The organism is Streptomyces sp. ISL-98 (genome assembly GCF_018614055.1).
Lineage (GTDB): Bacteria > Actinomycetota > Actinomycetes > Streptomycetales > Streptomycetaceae > Streptomyces > Streptomyces spiramyceticus.
This window is the reverse complement of record NZ_JAGGPB010000055.1, coordinates 47,753-62,285: the sequence shown is the minus strand read 5'-3', so window position 1 is coordinate 62,285 and position 14,533 is coordinate 47,753. Positions and strand designations below refer to the sequence as shown.

Genomic DNA, 14,533 nt, shown 5'->3' with positions numbered 1-14,533 from the left:
TAATGATCCGCAGGCCCTAAGCAGATCGTACGACTCCCGGTACTGCTTCACGAGCGCCGGATAGTCGATGAGTTGGCCGCTGTGGAGACTCTCGACATACACCACCGGCGGTGCGTCCGAGAAGGTCATGATCTTGGTCATGCCCATCATGAAGGGGTGGGCGGCAGCGGTTTCCGGAACGATCTGCAGAATGGACCGAGTGGTCTCGACCACCTCCGCAATGCGCTCCAGCAGTTCTGCCATCTGGTCCGCCGGGAGAACCCGTCGACGAAGCAACGACTCGTCAAGGATCGCCCAGAAGGCCGGGGGCTTCTGCGCCTCAAAGAGCTGCGCCCGTCCCATTCGGGCAGCCACCTTCTCCTCGACCTCCTCAACCGAGGCCCGGGGCATCGCCCCCCGTACGATCGTCCGCGCGTACGCCGCCGTCTGCAACAGCCCCGGCACCAGCATCGGCGCCCACTCCTCGATCGCCTCCGCATACCGCTCCATCTCCGCCACATCCGCGAAGTACTCCGCATGCCCCGACTGCCGCGCCTTGCGCGCATCTTCACAGCGGCGTACGAAAAAGCCGTCCGTTCGCAGTCGCTCGTCGACATGCCGGGCCAGATCCAGCGGCATCCGCCGTTCGCCGCGCTCGATCTGGCTCAGGAACGGGACTCCGCGGAAGCTGCCTTCCGCCAGCTGTTCGAGCGTGAGGCCTGCGGTCTCCCTCTTGAAGCGCAACTCCGCGCCGTAGAAGGACGGAACGTTCGCCGACGCGTCGGGATCCTTACGAGGGGGCACAACCCACCACCGCCATTTGCCAGTTGTCCAGTGCAACGCAAAGCCCTTCAACGGTAGGGCGGATCACGCCACTGTGTGAGCAATTCGTCACACAGCGCACTGGAAGGCGTACGCCCGTGATCCCGACCACCCCCACCACACCCACGGCCCCCCCCACCTCCACCTCGAACTCCTCGCCGTCCCCAAGGCCGTCCCCGAACTCCGCCGAGCCCTGCGCGAGCACCTCGGTGCGCCATGCGCCGACGTTCAGCTCTGCGTCAGCGAGCTGCTCGCCAACGTCATCACGCACGTCGGCGAAGGCACTCCCGTAACCCTGCGCGTGAGCGCGACCGGCGACCGTACGCGCGTCGAAGTCACCGATCCCGACCCGCGTGTTCTGCCCGTGCACCTGCACGCCGCCGAGGACGCCGAGTCCGGGCGCGGCATGGCCCTGTTGGCTGCCGCGGCCCTCCGCTGGGGCGTCCAGCAGAGGGCCGGCAGCAAGACCGTCTGGTGTGAGCTGCGCGCTTGCGAAAGCCCCTGACTACCAGGGCAGCTCGCGCACCTGCTGTACGCACAGCACGACGAACAGCAGTCCGGCAGCGGCGAGCATGCCGTTGCTCAGCCACCCGTTCCGCCACTCCGCGGGCGTACGCGAGGAGTTGAGCAGCCACACCAGCGTCAGCGCCAGGAACGGCATGAAGAACGCGCCGAGCACGCCGTACACCACCACCAGCCCGAACGGCTGGTCCAGCCACAGCAGCGCCATCGGCGGGAACGTCAGCCACAGCAGATACGCGCGGAAGGGCATCGAGCGCTCCTTCACCCCGGCCGCGACCTCCTCCACCGTGCCCTCGTCGACCGGTGCGCCCTTGCGGTCGCGCTGGAGCCGCTCGACGAAGTCGGCGAACATCAGGCTCACGCCGTGCCATACGCCGATCAGCGACGAGAACGAGGTGGCGAAGAAGCCGACGAGGAAGAGCTTCGCGGTCGCCGCGCCGTACCGGTCCTCCAGGATCTTGCCGAGGTCGATGAGGCCCCTGTCGCCCTTGGTCAGGGCGAGTTGGGAGGAGTGCAGCAGCTCCGCGCCGACGATCAGCATGGCGACGACGAAGATGCCGGTGGTGATGTACGCGACGCGGTTGTCGAGCCGCATCACCTTCATCCAGCCGGAGTTGGTCCAGCCCTTCGCGTTTACCCAGTAGCCGTACGCCGCCATGGTGATCGTGCCGCCGACGCCGCCGATCAGGCCGAGGGTGTAGAGGAGCGAGCCGTCGGGAAGTACGGGCGCCAGGCCCGCGAATGTCGCGCCGACGTCGGGGCCGACGCGTACCGCGACGTACACGACGACTACGAACATCACGCCGATCAGGACCGTCATGACCTTCTCGAAGACGGCGTACTGGTTGAACCAGACGAAGACCAGGCCGATCAGGCCCATGATGATCGCCCAGGTCTTGAGGCCCGGGCCGTCCGGGAAGAGCGCGACAATCGGCAGCGCGGACGACGACATGGCCGTCGCGCCGTACACGAAGCCCCAGATGACGACGTAGACCGCGAAGTAGACCGTGGTCCACTGGCCGAGGCTGCGCCAGCCCTCGAAGAGCGTGCGGCCGGTGGCCAGGTGCCAGCGGCCCGCCGCCTCGGCGAGGGAGATCTTGACGATGCAGCCGATGACCGCGGCCCACATCAGCGTGTAGCCGAACTTGCTGCCCGCGATCAGCGTCGCGACCAGGTCACCGGCGCCGACACCGGTCGCGGCGACGACGATGCCGGGGCCGATGTACTTCCAACTGGACTTGCGCGGCTGGGAGATGAGATCTCCCGTGCCGCTGTCTGTCGTGCTGCTGCCTGTCATCTCCGGCGTCCTCCCGCTCGTCCCCGATGGTGATCCAGGTCAAGGTCACCAAAGCCGGGCCGGGGTGTTCGCGCAAGAGGTACGACGCCCTGTGGCCGATCCTCACTCTTGACCGGGTCATGCCATGCGCCCACCATGTGCGCAGCACCCGCACGACATGCGTCGCACTGAGCACACCCCCCACACCCCCACACTCCCCACCCAGGAGACAGCATGCGACTACGCATACGCGGAAGAGGGCCGGCCACCCTCGCCGCCCTCGTGGCACTCGCCCTGGCCGCGCCACTCACCGCGAGCGCGACCACGGCAGGGACGGAACCCGCCCCGGCCGCCACCGCAGAGGAAGTGATCAGGCAGTACGAGATCCACGGCCCGGCCACCGCCGCCGACCGGACCGCCGTCGCCGCCACCGGCGTCTCGGTCGACGAGGCCGACGACCACTCGGTCGTCGTCAGCGCCAACGCCGCGCAGCTCAAGCGGCTCAAGGCGCTCGGATACGCGCCGAAGGCGCTGCCGGGGCCGCCCGCGCGGACCAACGGGCTGGCCGTCGAGCCGTTCGACTTCCCGCCCGCCGACTCGCGCTATCACAACTACGCCGATATGAACACAGAGATCAACCAGCGTCTCCAGCAGTACCCGAACATCATGAGCAAGCGCGTCATCGGCAAGTCGTACCAGGGCCGGGACATCGTCGCCATCAAGATCAGCGACAACGTGGCGAGCGACGAGAACGAGCCCGAGATCCTCTTCACCCACCACCAGCACGCGCGTGAGCACCTCACCGTCGAGATGGCGCTCTACCTGCTGCGCGAACTGGGCGCGGGCTACGGCTCCGACTCCCGCATCACCAACGCCGTCAACGGCCGCGAGATCTGGATCGTGCCCGACCTCAACCCGGACGGCGGCGAGTACGACATCGCCTCCGGTTCGTACCGCAGCTGGCGCAAGAACCGGCAGCCCAATTCCGGTTCGTCGTACGTCGGTACGGACATGAACCGCAACTGGAACTACAAGTGGGGCTGCTGCGGCGGCTCTTCGGGCTCGTTCAGCTCCGAGACCTACCGCGGCCGGGCCGCCGAGTCCGCCCCCGAGGTGAAGGTCGTCGCCGACTTCGTCCGCTCCCGGGTGGTCGGCGGAAAGCAGCAGATCAAGGCGGGCATCGACTTCCACACGTACAGCGAGCTGGTGCTCTGGCCGTTCGGCTACACCAATGCGGACACCGCGCCCGGCATGACGCAGGACGACCGCAACGCCTTCGCCGCGGTCGGCCAGAAGATGGCCGCGAGCAACGGCTACACGCCCGAGCAGTCCAGCGACCTCTACATCACGGACGGGTCGATCGACGACTGGCTGTGGGGCAACCAGAAGATCTTCGGCTACACCTTCGAGATGTTCCCGACCGGCTTCGGCGGTGGCGGCTTCTACCCGCCCGACGAGGTGATCGAGCGCGAGACCAGCCGCAACCGTGACGCGGTGCTCCAGTTGATCGAGAACGGCGACTGCATGTACCGGTCGATCGGCAAGGAGCAGCAGTACTGCAGCGGAAGCTGAGCAGTTAGTTTCCGCGACCCGCCAGATAGAAGCCGAGCACCGGGGCAAGCTCCGCGAACCACTCGTGGAGCTTGCCCTGGTTCCGGGCCAGCACCGCGCCCTCGTAGAACCGGCCGTCGGGGAGCACGACGGCCACCATGAGGACAAGGCCCTGCGGACCCTGCTTGAAGTGGACGGTCTGAATGTCTCGCCAGGGGAAGTCGGCGGTGGCGCCGTTCCATTCGAAGGAAACTCCTTCGGCGTCGACAACGACGGCATTCCTGCGGTCCGCCGCGAGGAATTCCGGGCCGGGGGCAGGAGCAGGGGCAGGGGCAGGTGCCGGCGTCGGTGCGACAGGCATCTGCGGCGCGTACGGCGCAGGGGCCGCGTACGGCGAAGGGGCGTACGGCTGCTGCGCCTGCGGCGCGGGGGCGTAGGCCGGGGGCGGCGGGCCGAAGCCTTGCGGAGGCGGCGGGTACGAGCCCGGGCCCGGTGCCGCGCCACCCTGATATCCGGTCTGTTCGTCCATGCGTCCAAGTATGGGTGCCCCGGTTTCCAACGATCCCGGGGCACCTTCGTACGTACCGGAGAGCTCGTACAGGAGAGCTCGTACAGGAGCTAGATCACGAGGCTCAGCGCCGCCGCCACCGCGAAGCCCGCGACCGACAGGACCGACTCCAGCACCGTCCAGGACTTCAGCGTGTCCCGCTCCGAAATACCGAAGTACTTCGCGACGATCCAGAAGCCGCCGTCGTTGACGTGCGACGCGAAGATCGAGCCCGCCGAGATCGCCATGATGACCAGGGCCAGGAAGGCCTGCGAGTGGTCGCCGTTCTCGACGAGCGGGAGCACGATGCCGGCCGTCGTCACGATCGCGACCGTCGCCGAGCCCTGGGCGACCCGCAGCACGAGCGAGATCAGGTACGCGAGGACGACGACCGGCAGGCCTACGTCGTTGAAGGTGTCGGAGAGCGCCTGCGCGACGCCGCTCGCCTTGAGTACGGCGCCGAAAATGCCGCCCGCGCCGACGACGAGCAGGATGTTGCCGACCGGCTTGAGGGATGAAGTCGACACCTGCTCAAGCGACTTGCGGGACCAGCCGCGCCGGATGCCGAGCAGGTAGTACGCCATCAGCAGCGCGATGGTCAGGGCGACGAAGGGGTTGCCGAAGAATTCGACGACCGAGCGGAGGGATGGGGGTCCCCCCTGCACGGAGCCTGTCGGAGTGCTTGGGGGAGGGTCCAGGGCGATCGAGGAGAACGTCGCGGCGAGGATAAGGACCAGCGGCGTACCGATGATGGTCAGGACCGTGGCGAGCGAGACGGGCTGCTCCTGCGGGGCACGGCCCGCGGCCCTCTGTTCGGCGATGACGGCGGCCTTGGCGTCCTCGGCCGCCTCCACCATGTCGTGCGGGACCTCGACGAAGACGCGCTTGCCGATCCAGGCGGCGTACGCCCAGGCCGCGAGCACGGCGGGGATGCCGCAGACGATGCCCATGAGGACGACCCAGCCGAGCGAGACGTGGAAGAGGCCGGCTGCCGCCACCGGGCCCGGGTGCGGGGGCAGGAAGGCGTGGGTCATGGAGAGGCCCGCGAGGAGCGGCATCGCGTAGAGCAGGATCGACTTGCCGGATCGCTTGGCGGCGGCGTACACGATGGGCGCGAGGACGAAGATGCCTACGTCGAAGAAGACCGGGATGCCGAAGATGAGGCCGGTGAGGCCCATCGCGAGCGGGGCGCGCTTCTCGCCGAAGAGGCCGAGCAGGCGGGCCGACAAGACCTCGGCGCCGCCGCTGACTTCGAGTATCGCGCCGAGCATCGTGCCGAGGCCGATGATGATCGCTACGTGGCCGAGGATGCCGCCCATGCCGGACTCGATGACGGAGACGACGGCGGACTTCTGGACCGTACCGAAGAGTTCGGTGACCGAGAGACCCGCGCCGAGGCCGACGGCGATGGAGACGGCGAGCAGCGCGACGAACGGCTGGAGCCTGACCTTGATGATCAGGAGGAGAAGAAGGGCGATACCGAGGGTCGCTACGGTCAGCAGTCCGGCTGTGCCGTCGATGAGGGTGAGGAGACCGCCGGTGTGGGGTGGGGTCTCCGCGGGAACGGGGGCGGTGGCGGCGAGCAGAGGCATGGGGCGGACCTCGTAATTCCATGGGTCTTTCGGGGCAGGGGGGATCGCGGCACGGCGCCCCTTCGGCCGGCAGGACGATGGCGGTGGGCACCGTGCCGTGCGGCAGGCGTGGTTGGTGCGGGGTCAGACGAGGATCAGCTCAGGACTGCGAGCGCGTCGATCTCGATGAGCAGGCCCTTGGGCAGGCCGACGTAGACGGTTGTACGGGCGGAGGGCGGGGCCTTGAGGTCCTGCTCCTCGAAGTACGCGTTGTAGATCGCGTTCATCTCGGCGAAGTGGTCCACGTCCGTGAGGTAGACGCGCATCATCATCACGTCGTCCCAGCTCGCGCCGCCCTCTTCGAGGATCGCCTTGACGTTGGCGAAGGTCTGGAGCGTCTGCTCGCGCAGGGTCGGGCCCGCCGGGGTGGGCGCCTGGCCCTCGACGGCCGGGAGGAAGCCGACCTGGCCCGCGACCTGGAGGATGTTGCCCTTGCGGACGCCGTGGGAGAACTTGGCGGGCGGGGCGGTGTGGGTGGACGGGGTGATCGCGGTCTTCTCGGCCGTGTTCTCGCTCATGCTCATACGTCCTTCGGGGGTGTGGTTCCTGAGTACTCCCGGCTGATCGCGTCGGCGGTACGGCGTACCAGCGGGAGGAGGGTGAGGAGTTCCTCGGCGGTGACGACGACATTCGGTGCAGACACCGACATGGCGGCGACGACCCGGCCGTCCGCTCCGCGGATGGGGGCCGCGACGCAGTTGATGGACTCCTCGTGGCCGCCGAGGTCGGTGGCCCAGCCCTGTTCGCGTACGACGGCCAGTTCCTTGAGGAAGGCGCCGGCGTTCGGGGTCGAACGGGACGTGTAGGTGGGGTAGTCGAGCTTTTCGGCGATGGTGCGGCGCTCGGCTTCGGGGAGGTCGGCGAGGAGCAGTTTGGCGACCGCGGCGACGGTGATCGCGACAGGCTTGCCGATGCGCGAGTACATCCGGACGGGGTAGCGGCTCTCGACCTTGTCGATGTAGAGGACCTCGGCGTCCTCGTACACGGCGAGGTGGACGGTGTGCCCGCACTGCTCGTTGAGCGCGGCGAGGTGGGGGTGCGCGATCTCGCGTACGTCGAGGTTCTCGACGGCCTCCTGCGCGAGCGCGAAGAGGCGGGCGCCGAGGCGGTAGCGCTGGTCCTGCTGCCGGTAGACGAGCCCGTGCTCGTGCAGCGTACGGAGCAGCCGGAGGGCGGTCGACTTGTGCACGCCCAGCCGCTCGGCCACCTGGCCGAGGTCTGCGGGCCCCTGCGCGAGCAGCGGCAGGATGCTCAGCGCGCGATCGACGGTCTGGCTCATGGCGTACGTACCTCCTGGTCGGCGGCGCCCGTCCAGCCGGGGCCGAGACGAAGTCTCCCCCAGGCGGTCTCGTCGAGGGCGGCGAGGCGGTCGGCGTGTGCGCGGGCAGGGGGCGTACCGAGGTCGCCGGGGACGGTGAGGGCGGCGGCGGCCATGAGGTGCCCGTGCCGGATCCGGTCGCGTACGGGCAGGCCGCGCAGGGTCGCGGAGAGGAACCCGGCGGCGAAGGCGTCGCCGGCGCCGACGGGGGCGACGACGTCCACGCGGAGGCCGGGGACGGTGGTGGGGGCGCCGCTTCCGGCGCCGTTCCCGCCGTACTCACCGCTCTCACCGCTCCCGCCGTTTCCGCCGCTCTCACCGCTCCCGCCGTTTCCGCCGCTCTCACCGCTCCCGCCGTTTCCGCCGCTCTCGCTGTCCCCGCCGTAGACCGTGGCGCCGGTCGCGCCCTGCTTGACGACCAGGACGTCCGGCTCGGGGAGGGCTGCGCGGATCTCGGCGGGGCCGCGCAGGCCCCAGGCGGTCTGCGCTTCGTCCTCGCCGACGAAGACGAGGTCGGCGGCGCGGGCGAGGTCGAGGAGGAGGTGGGCGTCGGCGTTCTCGGGCCAGAGGTTCGCGCGGTAGTTGACGTCGAACGAAATGAGGGGGCGGCCGGGGCGGCGCGGGGCGACCAGGCTGCGTACGAGAGAGAGGCAGTCGGCGGAGAGGGCGGCCGTAATGCCTGAGAGGTGGAGTACGCGGCCCGAGGTGAGCCGGTCGAGCGGCATGTTGCGCGGGGACATCGCGGAGGCCGCCGAACCGGTGCGGTAGTAGACGACCTCGAAGCCGTCGGCGTCGCGGTCGATGGCCGTACGGAAGTAGATGCCTGTGGGGCGGTGCGGGTCGCGCTGGACGGCGGAGGTGTCGACTCCGTACGCGGCGACGGTTTCGACCAGGTGGTCGCCGAAGCCGTCGGCGCCGACCCGGCTGACCCACCGGGCGCGGTGGCCGGCGGCGGCGAGGGCGCAGGCGACGTTCGACTCGGCGCCGCCGATGCCGCGCTCGAAGGAGGGAACGTCGGCGAGGCGGCCGGGACGGGACGGCAGGAAGGTCACCATGGACTCGCCGAGGCAGACCACGTCGACGTCGTAGTTGACGTTGACGTCGACGTCCACCACGTCAACCTCGTCCACCACAATCGAACTCCTCACCATTGACCCTGCTTGGGCTCGGATGTTAGACAGCGCCAAGCGAAACGCGCAATGGTCGTTGCAGATACTGCAACGACACTTATCGAGGAGGCTCCCTCATGGCCGTAGGCAACCCGGTCGTACAACTCGCCGACGAGCGCGTCGACCACCGCTTCAAGGCGCTCCCGCCGGACGCGGAAGGGCTGACGGTCGGCGAGCTGGCGGCCGAGCGGCGCAACCTCTTCACGGGCGGGTTCACCACCCCCGTACTCGCCCTCTCCGCCGAGTCCGTCGAGCACAACCTCGCGCTCCTGGAGACGTACGCCGAGCAGCACGGCCTCGCCTTCGCCCCGCACGGCAAGACGTCCATGTCGCCGCAGCTCTTCGAGAGCCAGCTCGCGCGCGGCGCGTGGGGCATCACCGCCGCCGTTCCGCACCAGCTGCGGGTCTACCGTGCGTACGGCATCCAGCGGATCTTCCTCGCGAACGAAGTCGTCGACGCGGTGGCGCTGCGCTGGCTGGCCGGGGAACTGGACGCCGATCCCGACTTCCGCTTCATCTGTTACGTCGACTCGGTGCGCGGCGTCGAGCTGATGGACGAAGCGCTGCGGGCGGCGTCGCCCTCGCGACCGGTGGACGTCGTGGTCGAACTCGGCGCCGGCGAAGGGGCCCGTACCGGCGCCCGTACAGCTGCCGACTGCGCGGCGGTCGCGGACGCGGTGGCGGCCACGGCGACGCTGCGGCTGGTGGGGGTCGCCGGGTACGAGGGCGAGGTCCCGCAGGCGGACAGCGACAAGGTCCACGCGTGGATGCGGCAACTCGTCGGGATCGCGGTGGAGTTCGACAAGGCGGGCCGCTTCCCGGCCGGGCTCGACGAGATTGTGATCAGCGCGGGCGGGAGTGCGTGGTTCGACGCGGTGGCGGACGTCTTCGCGACCGTCCCCGAACTCTCGCTTCCGGTACTGAAGTTGCTGCGCTCGGGCGCGTACGTCTCGCATGACGACGGCCACTACCGCCGCATCACCCCCTTCAACCGCATCCCGGACGACGGCACCCTCCAGCCCGCGTTCCGCCTCTGGGCGCAGGTCGTCTCGCGTCCGACGCCGGAGCAGGCGTTCGTCAACGCGGGGAAGCGGGACGCGGCGTACGACCTGGACCTGCCGGAGGCGCAGGTCGTACGCGACGCACGCACCGGCGAGATCCGCCCGGCGACCGGCATCACGATCACCGGGCTGTCGGACCAGCACGGGTGGGTGCGGACGGGGCCGGGCGCGGAGCTGGAGGTGGGTGACTGGGTGGGCATGGGCCTCTCGCACCCGTGCACGTCGTTCGACAAGTGGCAGCTGATTCCGCTGGTGGAGGCGGACGGGACGGTCACGGATTACATCCGGACGTTCTTCTAGGCGGGGCGCGACTGCGGGTGCGGGTGCGATGCAGGTGCCTGCGGCGCAGTTCCCCTACCCGCCCCTTCCCGAACTGGGGGCAAGCCCCCAGACCCCCGGGCAACTTTCAGCCCTCCGGCGTTTGAGGAGCGGGGTCTGGGGCGGAGCCCCAGTTCGGGAAGGGGCGGGTAGGGGAAAAGAAAAGCTTCGCCGGACACGCCGCCGAGCCCGCACCGCAGCCCCCGTAAGCAAGGGGACTGGGTTCCCCCAGAAGCGAGAGGCACCACCAATGGACCTGGTCATCCGCGACGCCCGCGTCATCGACGGCACCGGCACTCCCTCCTACCGCGCAGACATCCGCATCAGCGACGGCCGCATCGCCGATATACGGCGCGAGGGCGGCGGCCCCCGCCTCACCGCCCCCCGCACGCTGCAAGCGACCGGCCTCGCCCTTTCCCCCGGCTTCATCGACATGCACGCCCACAGCGACCTCGCCCTCCTCCGCGACCCGGACCACAGCGCCAAGGCCGCGCAGGGCGTGACCCTCGAAGTCCTGGGCCAGGACGGTCTCTCCTACGCACCCGTCGACGACCGCACGCTCACCGAGGTCCGCCGCGCGATCACCGGCTGGAACGGCGACGGCTCGGACATCGACTTCGGCTGGCGGACGGTCGGCGAGTACCTGGACCGCCTGGACCGGGGCATCGCCGTCAACGCCGCGTACCTCGTCCCGCAGGGCACCGTGCGTATGTACGCGGCGGGCTGGGACGACCGCCCCGCGACCGCCGCAGAGCTGACCCGCATGAAGCAGCTCGTCGCCGAGGGCATGGAGCAGGGCGCCGTCGGCATGTCGTCCGGCCTGACCTACACCCCCGGCATGTACGCCGACGACGCCGAACTCACCGAACTGTGCAGGGTGGTGGCGCGCTACGGCGGCTACTACTGCCCCCACCACCGCTCCTACGGCGTCGGCGCCCTCGCGGCGTACGAGGAAATGGTGACCCTCACCCGGAACGCCGGCTGCTCCCTCCACCTCGCCCACGCCACCATGAACTTCGGCGTGAACAAGGGCAGGGCCCCGGACCTCCTCGCCCTCCTCGACAAGGCCCTCGCCGAGGGCGCGGACCTCAGCCTCGACACGTATCCCTACACGCCCGGCTGCACGACGCTCGTCGCGATGCTGCCGAGCTGGGCGAGCGAGGGCGGCCCCGAGGCGATCCTCGCCCGCCTCCGGGACGACGCCACCGCCGAGAAGATCCGCCACCACATGGAGGAGATCGGCGCGGACGGCTGCCACGGCGTACCCATCGAGTGGGACACCATCGAGATCTCGGGCGTCAGCGACCCCGGCCTGGCGAGCTGCGTCGGCAAAACCATCGCCGAGTCCGCCGCCCGGCGCGGCGAGGCCCCCTGGGCCACGGCCCGCCGCCTGCTCATCGACGACAACCTCGGCTCGACGATCCTCCAGCACGTCGGCCACGAGGAGAACGTGCGGCAGATCATGCGCCACCGCGTCCACACGGGCGGCAGCGACGGCATCCTCCAGGGCTGCAAGCCGCACCCGCGCGCGTACGGCACCTTCCCCCACTACCTGGGCCACTACGCCCGCGACCTCAACATCCTCACCCTCGAAGAGACGGTCGCCCACCTCACCTCCCGCCCGGCGGCCCGCCTGCGCCTCCCCGACCGGGGCCTGATCCGCGAGGGCTACCGGGCCGACCTGGTCCTCTTCGACCCGGCCACGGTCGCGGCGGGCTCCACCTTCGATGCGCCGCGCACGCTGCCGGTCGGCATCCCGTACGTCCTGATCGACGGCAAGTTCGTGATCGAGGACGGCCGCCGTACGGACGTCCTGGCGGGCCACGCGATCCGCCGCATCAAGGGGGCGGCGTAGGCGGCGGCGTAACAGGCGGTGCCCCGTAACCCCCTTACGGATGTTGTACGTTAACCAGGCATCAAAATCCGAACTGCACGAGACCACACGGCACGGCACTGCACGGGCACGGCCCACGGGGGAAACATGGGGCGCCTGAATTGAATGGCCTCCTCCGGGGGACCGCGGTAACGGCGATGGTCCTCGCGAACGCGCTGAACGCCTACATCGCGTTCTGGGCGCTGCATCCGCCGCAAGGCGCATGGGACGAGAGCAGCCTGACGGCGATGGAGGTCGGCTCCTTCTGCCTGATCCTCATCGGCGTCACCACTCTGCTGATCGCCGCCCTCCCGGTGATGCGCCACGCCCTGAGCGGCTGGTGGCTGGCGCCGCCGGCGGTGTTCGTCGTGCTGGGGATGGCGCGCTGGTCGTACATCGCGACGAACTACCCCCAGACGAACGGCGCCTGATACCGCTCTGGCGCAAGACGCTGGGACATGTTTCCGAGACGGCAGGCCATTCTGCGGCTCGTTGGATCTCCCTACGGTTGAGGACATCAACCCGAACGTCCCAGGGAGACTCCCCATGCGCGCTGTTGTCCAGAAGTCCTTCGGCGGTCCCGAAGTACTCGAAATCGTCGAGACCGAGCGACCCGAGCCGCTCGCCGCAGAGGTCCTCGTCCGGGTCCACGCGAGCGCCGTCAACCCGGTCGACGTGGCCGTCAGGTCCGGCGCCTACCCCCTCCTCGGCGAGCCGGTCTTCGGCGTCGGCTGGGACATCTCCGGCGTCGTCGAGGAAGCCGGCCCCGGGGCCCGGTTCAAGGTGGGCGACGAGGTGTACGGGATGCCGTTCTTCCCTCGGGCCGCGACCGGTTACGCCGACTACGTCGCAGCGCCGTCGCGCCAGCTGGCCCGTAAGCCCGCATCCCTCGACCATGTGCACGCCGCCGCACTCCCCCTCGCCGCGCTCACTGCCTGGCAGGGCCTGGTGGACGCGGCGAACGTGTCCGCCGGCGACCGGGTGCTGATCCACCGGGCAGCGGGTGGCGTCGGTCATCTCGCGGTGCAGATAGCGAAGGCGCGCGGTGCTCATGTGATCGCGCTGGCGAGCGCGCCCAAGCACGACTTCGTACGGGGTCTCGGAGCCGACGAGGTGATCGACTACCGGACCACCGACTTCACCGAGGCGGTGACGGACGTCGATGTGGTCTTCGACTCCAACTCCCAGGGCGAGCGTTCCCTGAACGTACTGAAGCCCGGCGGCACGCTCGTCAGCATCATGGAGCACGGGGACCGGGAGCTCGCCGCCAAGGTCGAGGCCGCCGGATACCGCTTCGCGGGGATCTCGGTGGAGCCGGACTACGCGTCGCTGGAGGCGATCGCCGAGCTCGTCGACGCGGGGCGGATCCGCCCGTACGTCAGTGAGACGTTCCCGCTGGCCGAGGCCGGCAAGGCGCATGAGGTGGTCGGATCGGGGCGTGCGCAGGGCAAGATCGTACTGACCGTCGTCTGAGGCAGTCTCGGGCGGCCAAGAGGAGGGGGAGGACGTTGGACATCCTGACCGAAGCGCTGGCGTCGATGCGCACCGGGCGTCCGACGTCCGTCCGTACGGAAGGCCGCGCGCCGTGGGGGCTGCGGCTGCCGTCCGTCGCGGGGGCGGGTTTCCATGTGGTGCTGCACGGCACGTGCTGGCTGATACCGCTGGAGGACGAGGACGCACCGGTACGCCTGGAACCGCTGAAGCCGATCGCACTGAGCCCCGGCGACGTGGTCTTCCTGCGCGACGGCCGCGGCCACATCCTCGCCGACCATCCCGCCACGCCCGCCGAGGAGGAGAGGCCGGAGCACTTCCGTCCGGGTTCGCCGATCGCCACCGTCTCGATGGGCGGCGACGGCGCCCGTACGAGCCTGCTGTGCGGCAACTACCACCTGGACCAGGGGCGTCCGCACCCCCTGGTCCGCCAGTTGCCCGAGGTCATCCACCTGCCGACGCGGCACGGCCGCCACCCCGAGCTGAGCGCGGCGGTCCAACTGCTCGGCGCGGAGCTGGAGAACCCCCGGATCGGGTCCGACGGCATTGTCCCCACGCTGATCGACTCGCTCCTGCTCTACATCCTGCGGGCCTGGCTGGAGGCCCAGCCCTCCGCAGCCGCCGCCGGCTGGGCCGCCGCGCTCGGCGACTCGGCGGTCGCCCCGGCCCTGGCGGCCATCCACGAGGCCCCCTCGGCGACGTGGACCGTCGAGGCGCTGGCCGACCGGGGAGGCCTCTCCCGCGCGGCTTTCGCCCGACGATTCACGACCCTCGTCGGCGAACCGCCCATGGCGTACCTGACCCGCTGGCGCATGACCACGGCCGCCAGACTGCTGCGCGAATCCGACGCACCGCTGACAACCGTCGCCTCCCGGACGGGATACGGCTCCGAGTTCGCCTTCGCGAAAGCCTTCAAACGCGAATACGGCACGGCTCCCGGCGTATACCGGCGGGAGGCGCGGGTGGCTGCCTGAC

The 14,533-nt window shown here is 69.8% G+C and carries 14 protein-coding genes; 7 read left to right on the top strand and 7 right to left on the bottom strand.

Going from position 1 to position 14,533, the window contains the following annotated elements; translation table 11 throughout:
- The coding region (locus J7I98_RS31695; RefSeq protein ID WP_214928500.1) for a helix-turn-helix transcriptional regulator at positions 1-783 on the bottom strand (783 nt) is incomplete at its 3' end.
- Between the two features lie 82 nt (positions 784-865).
- Here J7I98_RS31695 and J7I98_RS42695 point away from each other — a divergent pair.
- Positions 866-1,306, top strand: a complete 441-nt coding sequence (locus tag J7I98_RS42695) for an ATP-binding protein (RefSeq protein WP_214928499.1) — start codon at positions 866-868, stop codon at positions 1,304-1,306.
- Here the strand turns inward: J7I98_RS42695 and J7I98_RS31685 are convergent, their stop codons facing one another.
- Positions 1,307-2,620 (bottom strand): Nramp family divalent metal transporter, encoded by a 1,314-nt coding sequence (locus J7I98_RS31685; protein WP_214928493.1) that lies wholly within the window; start codon positions 2,618-2,620, stop codon positions 1,307-1,309.
- Positions 2,621-2,833: 213 nt separating this feature from the next.
- Here J7I98_RS31685 and J7I98_RS31680 point away from each other — a divergent pair, with 213 nt between their 5' ends.
- Entirely contained in the window at positions 2,834-4,171 is a 1,338-nt protein-coding gene (locus tag J7I98_RS31680) for a M14 family metallopeptidase (RefSeq protein ID WP_214928492.1), read from the top strand.
- A 4-nt stretch (positions 4,172-4,175) separates the two neighbouring features.
- On the opposite strand, the gene J7I98_RS31675 is transcribed toward J7I98_RS31680, so the two are convergent.
- The 5 genes from J7I98_RS31675 to J7I98_RS31655 all read right to left on the bottom strand — a co-directional run bounded on the left by J7I98_RS31675 (position 4,176) and on the right by J7I98_RS31655 (position 8,701).
- The gene (locus J7I98_RS31675) at positions 4,176-4,679 is read right to left on the bottom strand and encodes a hypothetical protein (protein ID WP_214928491.1); all 504 of its coding nucleotides are present in this window, start codon (positions 4,677-4,679) and stop codon (positions 4,176-4,178) included.
- Between the two features lie 89 nt (positions 4,680-4,768).
- On the bottom strand, positions 4,769-6,289 hold the full coding sequence (locus J7I98_RS31670) for a GntP family permease (protein WP_214928490.1): 1,521 nt from the start codon (positions 6,287-6,289) through the stop codon (positions 4,769-4,771).
- A 134-nt stretch (positions 6,290-6,423) separates the two neighbouring features.
- Complete coding sequence (locus J7I98_RS31665; protein ID WP_214928489.1) at positions 6,424-6,846, bottom strand: RidA family protein; 423 nt, start codon at positions 6,844-6,846, stop codon at positions 6,424-6,426.
- A gap of 2 nt (positions 6,847-6,848) precedes the next feature.
- Positions 6,849-7,607, bottom strand: a complete 759-nt coding sequence (locus J7I98_RS31660; protein WP_214928488.1) for an IclR family transcriptional regulator — start codon at positions 7,605-7,607, stop codon at positions 6,849-6,851.
- Complete coding sequence (locus J7I98_RS31655; protein ID WP_251021504.1) at positions 7,604-8,701, bottom strand: sugar kinase; 1,098 nt, start codon at positions 8,699-8,701, stop codon at positions 7,604-7,606. The genes J7I98_RS31660 and J7I98_RS31655 overlap by 4 nt, the downstream gene beginning before the upstream one ends.
- A 191-nt stretch (positions 8,702-8,892) precedes the next feature.
- On the opposite strand from J7I98_RS31655, the gene J7I98_RS31650 reads away from it, so the two are divergent.
- From J7I98_RS31650 to J7I98_RS31630, 5 genes are all read left to right on the top strand, one after another.
- Positions 8,893-10,176: an alanine racemase gene (locus J7I98_RS31650; RefSeq protein ID WP_214928486.1), complete on the top strand. Its 1,284-nt coding sequence runs from the start codon at positions 8,893-8,895 to the stop codon at positions 10,174-10,176.
- Between the two features lie 268 nt (positions 10,177-10,444).
- Entirely contained in the window at positions 10,445-12,049 is a 1,605-nt protein-coding gene (locus tag J7I98_RS31645; protein ID WP_214928485.1) for an amidohydrolase family protein, read from the top strand.
- Between the two features lie 140 nt (positions 12,050-12,189).
- Entirely contained in the window at positions 12,190-12,498 is a 309-nt protein-coding gene (locus tag J7I98_RS31640; RefSeq protein ID WP_214928484.1) for a hypothetical protein, read from the top strand.
- Between the two features lie 115 nt (positions 12,499-12,613).
- Complete coding sequence (locus J7I98_RS31635; protein WP_214928483.1) at positions 12,614-13,540, top strand: NADP-dependent oxidoreductase; 927 nt, start codon at positions 12,614-12,616, stop codon at positions 13,538-13,540.
- Between the two features lie 35 nt (positions 13,541-13,575).
- A complete protein-coding gene (locus tag J7I98_RS31630) occupies positions 13,576-14,532 on the top strand; it encodes an AraC family transcriptional regulator (protein WP_214928482.1) in 957 nt (318 codons plus the stop codon).
- The last annotated feature ends 1 nt before the right edge of the window (position 14,533 follow it).

Excerpts from the sequence above, each read along its gene's own strand:
- J7I98_RS31685 (WP_214928493.1), bottom strand. The coding sequence starts at position 2,620 with ATGACAGGCAGCAGCACGACAGACAGCGGCACGGGAGATCTCATCTCC.
- J7I98_RS31680 (WP_214928492.1), top strand. The coding sequence starts at position 2,834 with ATGCGACTACGCATACGCGGAAGAGGGCCGGCCACCCTCGCCGCCCTC.
- J7I98_RS31675 (WP_214928491.1), bottom strand. The coding sequence starts at position 4,679 with ATGGACGAACAGACCGGATATCAGGGTGGCGCGGCACCGGGCCCGGGC.
- J7I98_RS31670 (WP_214928490.1), bottom strand. The coding sequence starts at position 6,289 with ATGCCTCTGCTCGCCGCCACCGCCCCCGTTCCCGCGGAGACCCCACCC.
- J7I98_RS31665 (WP_214928489.1), bottom strand. The coding sequence starts at position 6,846 with ATGAGCGAGAACACGGCCGAGAAGACCGCGATCACCCCGTCCACCCAC.
- J7I98_RS31660 (WP_214928488.1), bottom strand. The coding sequence starts at position 7,607 with ATGAGCCAGACCGTCGATCGCGCGCTGAGCATCCTGCCGCTGCTCGCG.
- J7I98_RS31655 (WP_251021504.1), bottom strand. The coding sequence starts at position 8,701 with ATGGTGACCTTCCTGCCGTCCCGTCCCGGCCGCCTCGCCGACGTTCCC.
- J7I98_RS31650 (WP_214928486.1), top strand. The coding sequence starts at position 8,893 with ATGGCCGTAGGCAACCCGGTCGTACAACTCGCCGACGAGCGCGTCGAC.
- J7I98_RS31645 (WP_214928485.1), top strand. The coding sequence starts at position 10,445 with ATGGACCTGGTCATCCGCGACGCCCGCGTCATCGACGGCACCGGCACT.
- J7I98_RS31635 (WP_214928483.1), top strand. The coding sequence starts at position 12,614 with ATGCGCGCTGTTGTCCAGAAGTCCTTCGGCGGTCCCGAAGTACTCGAA.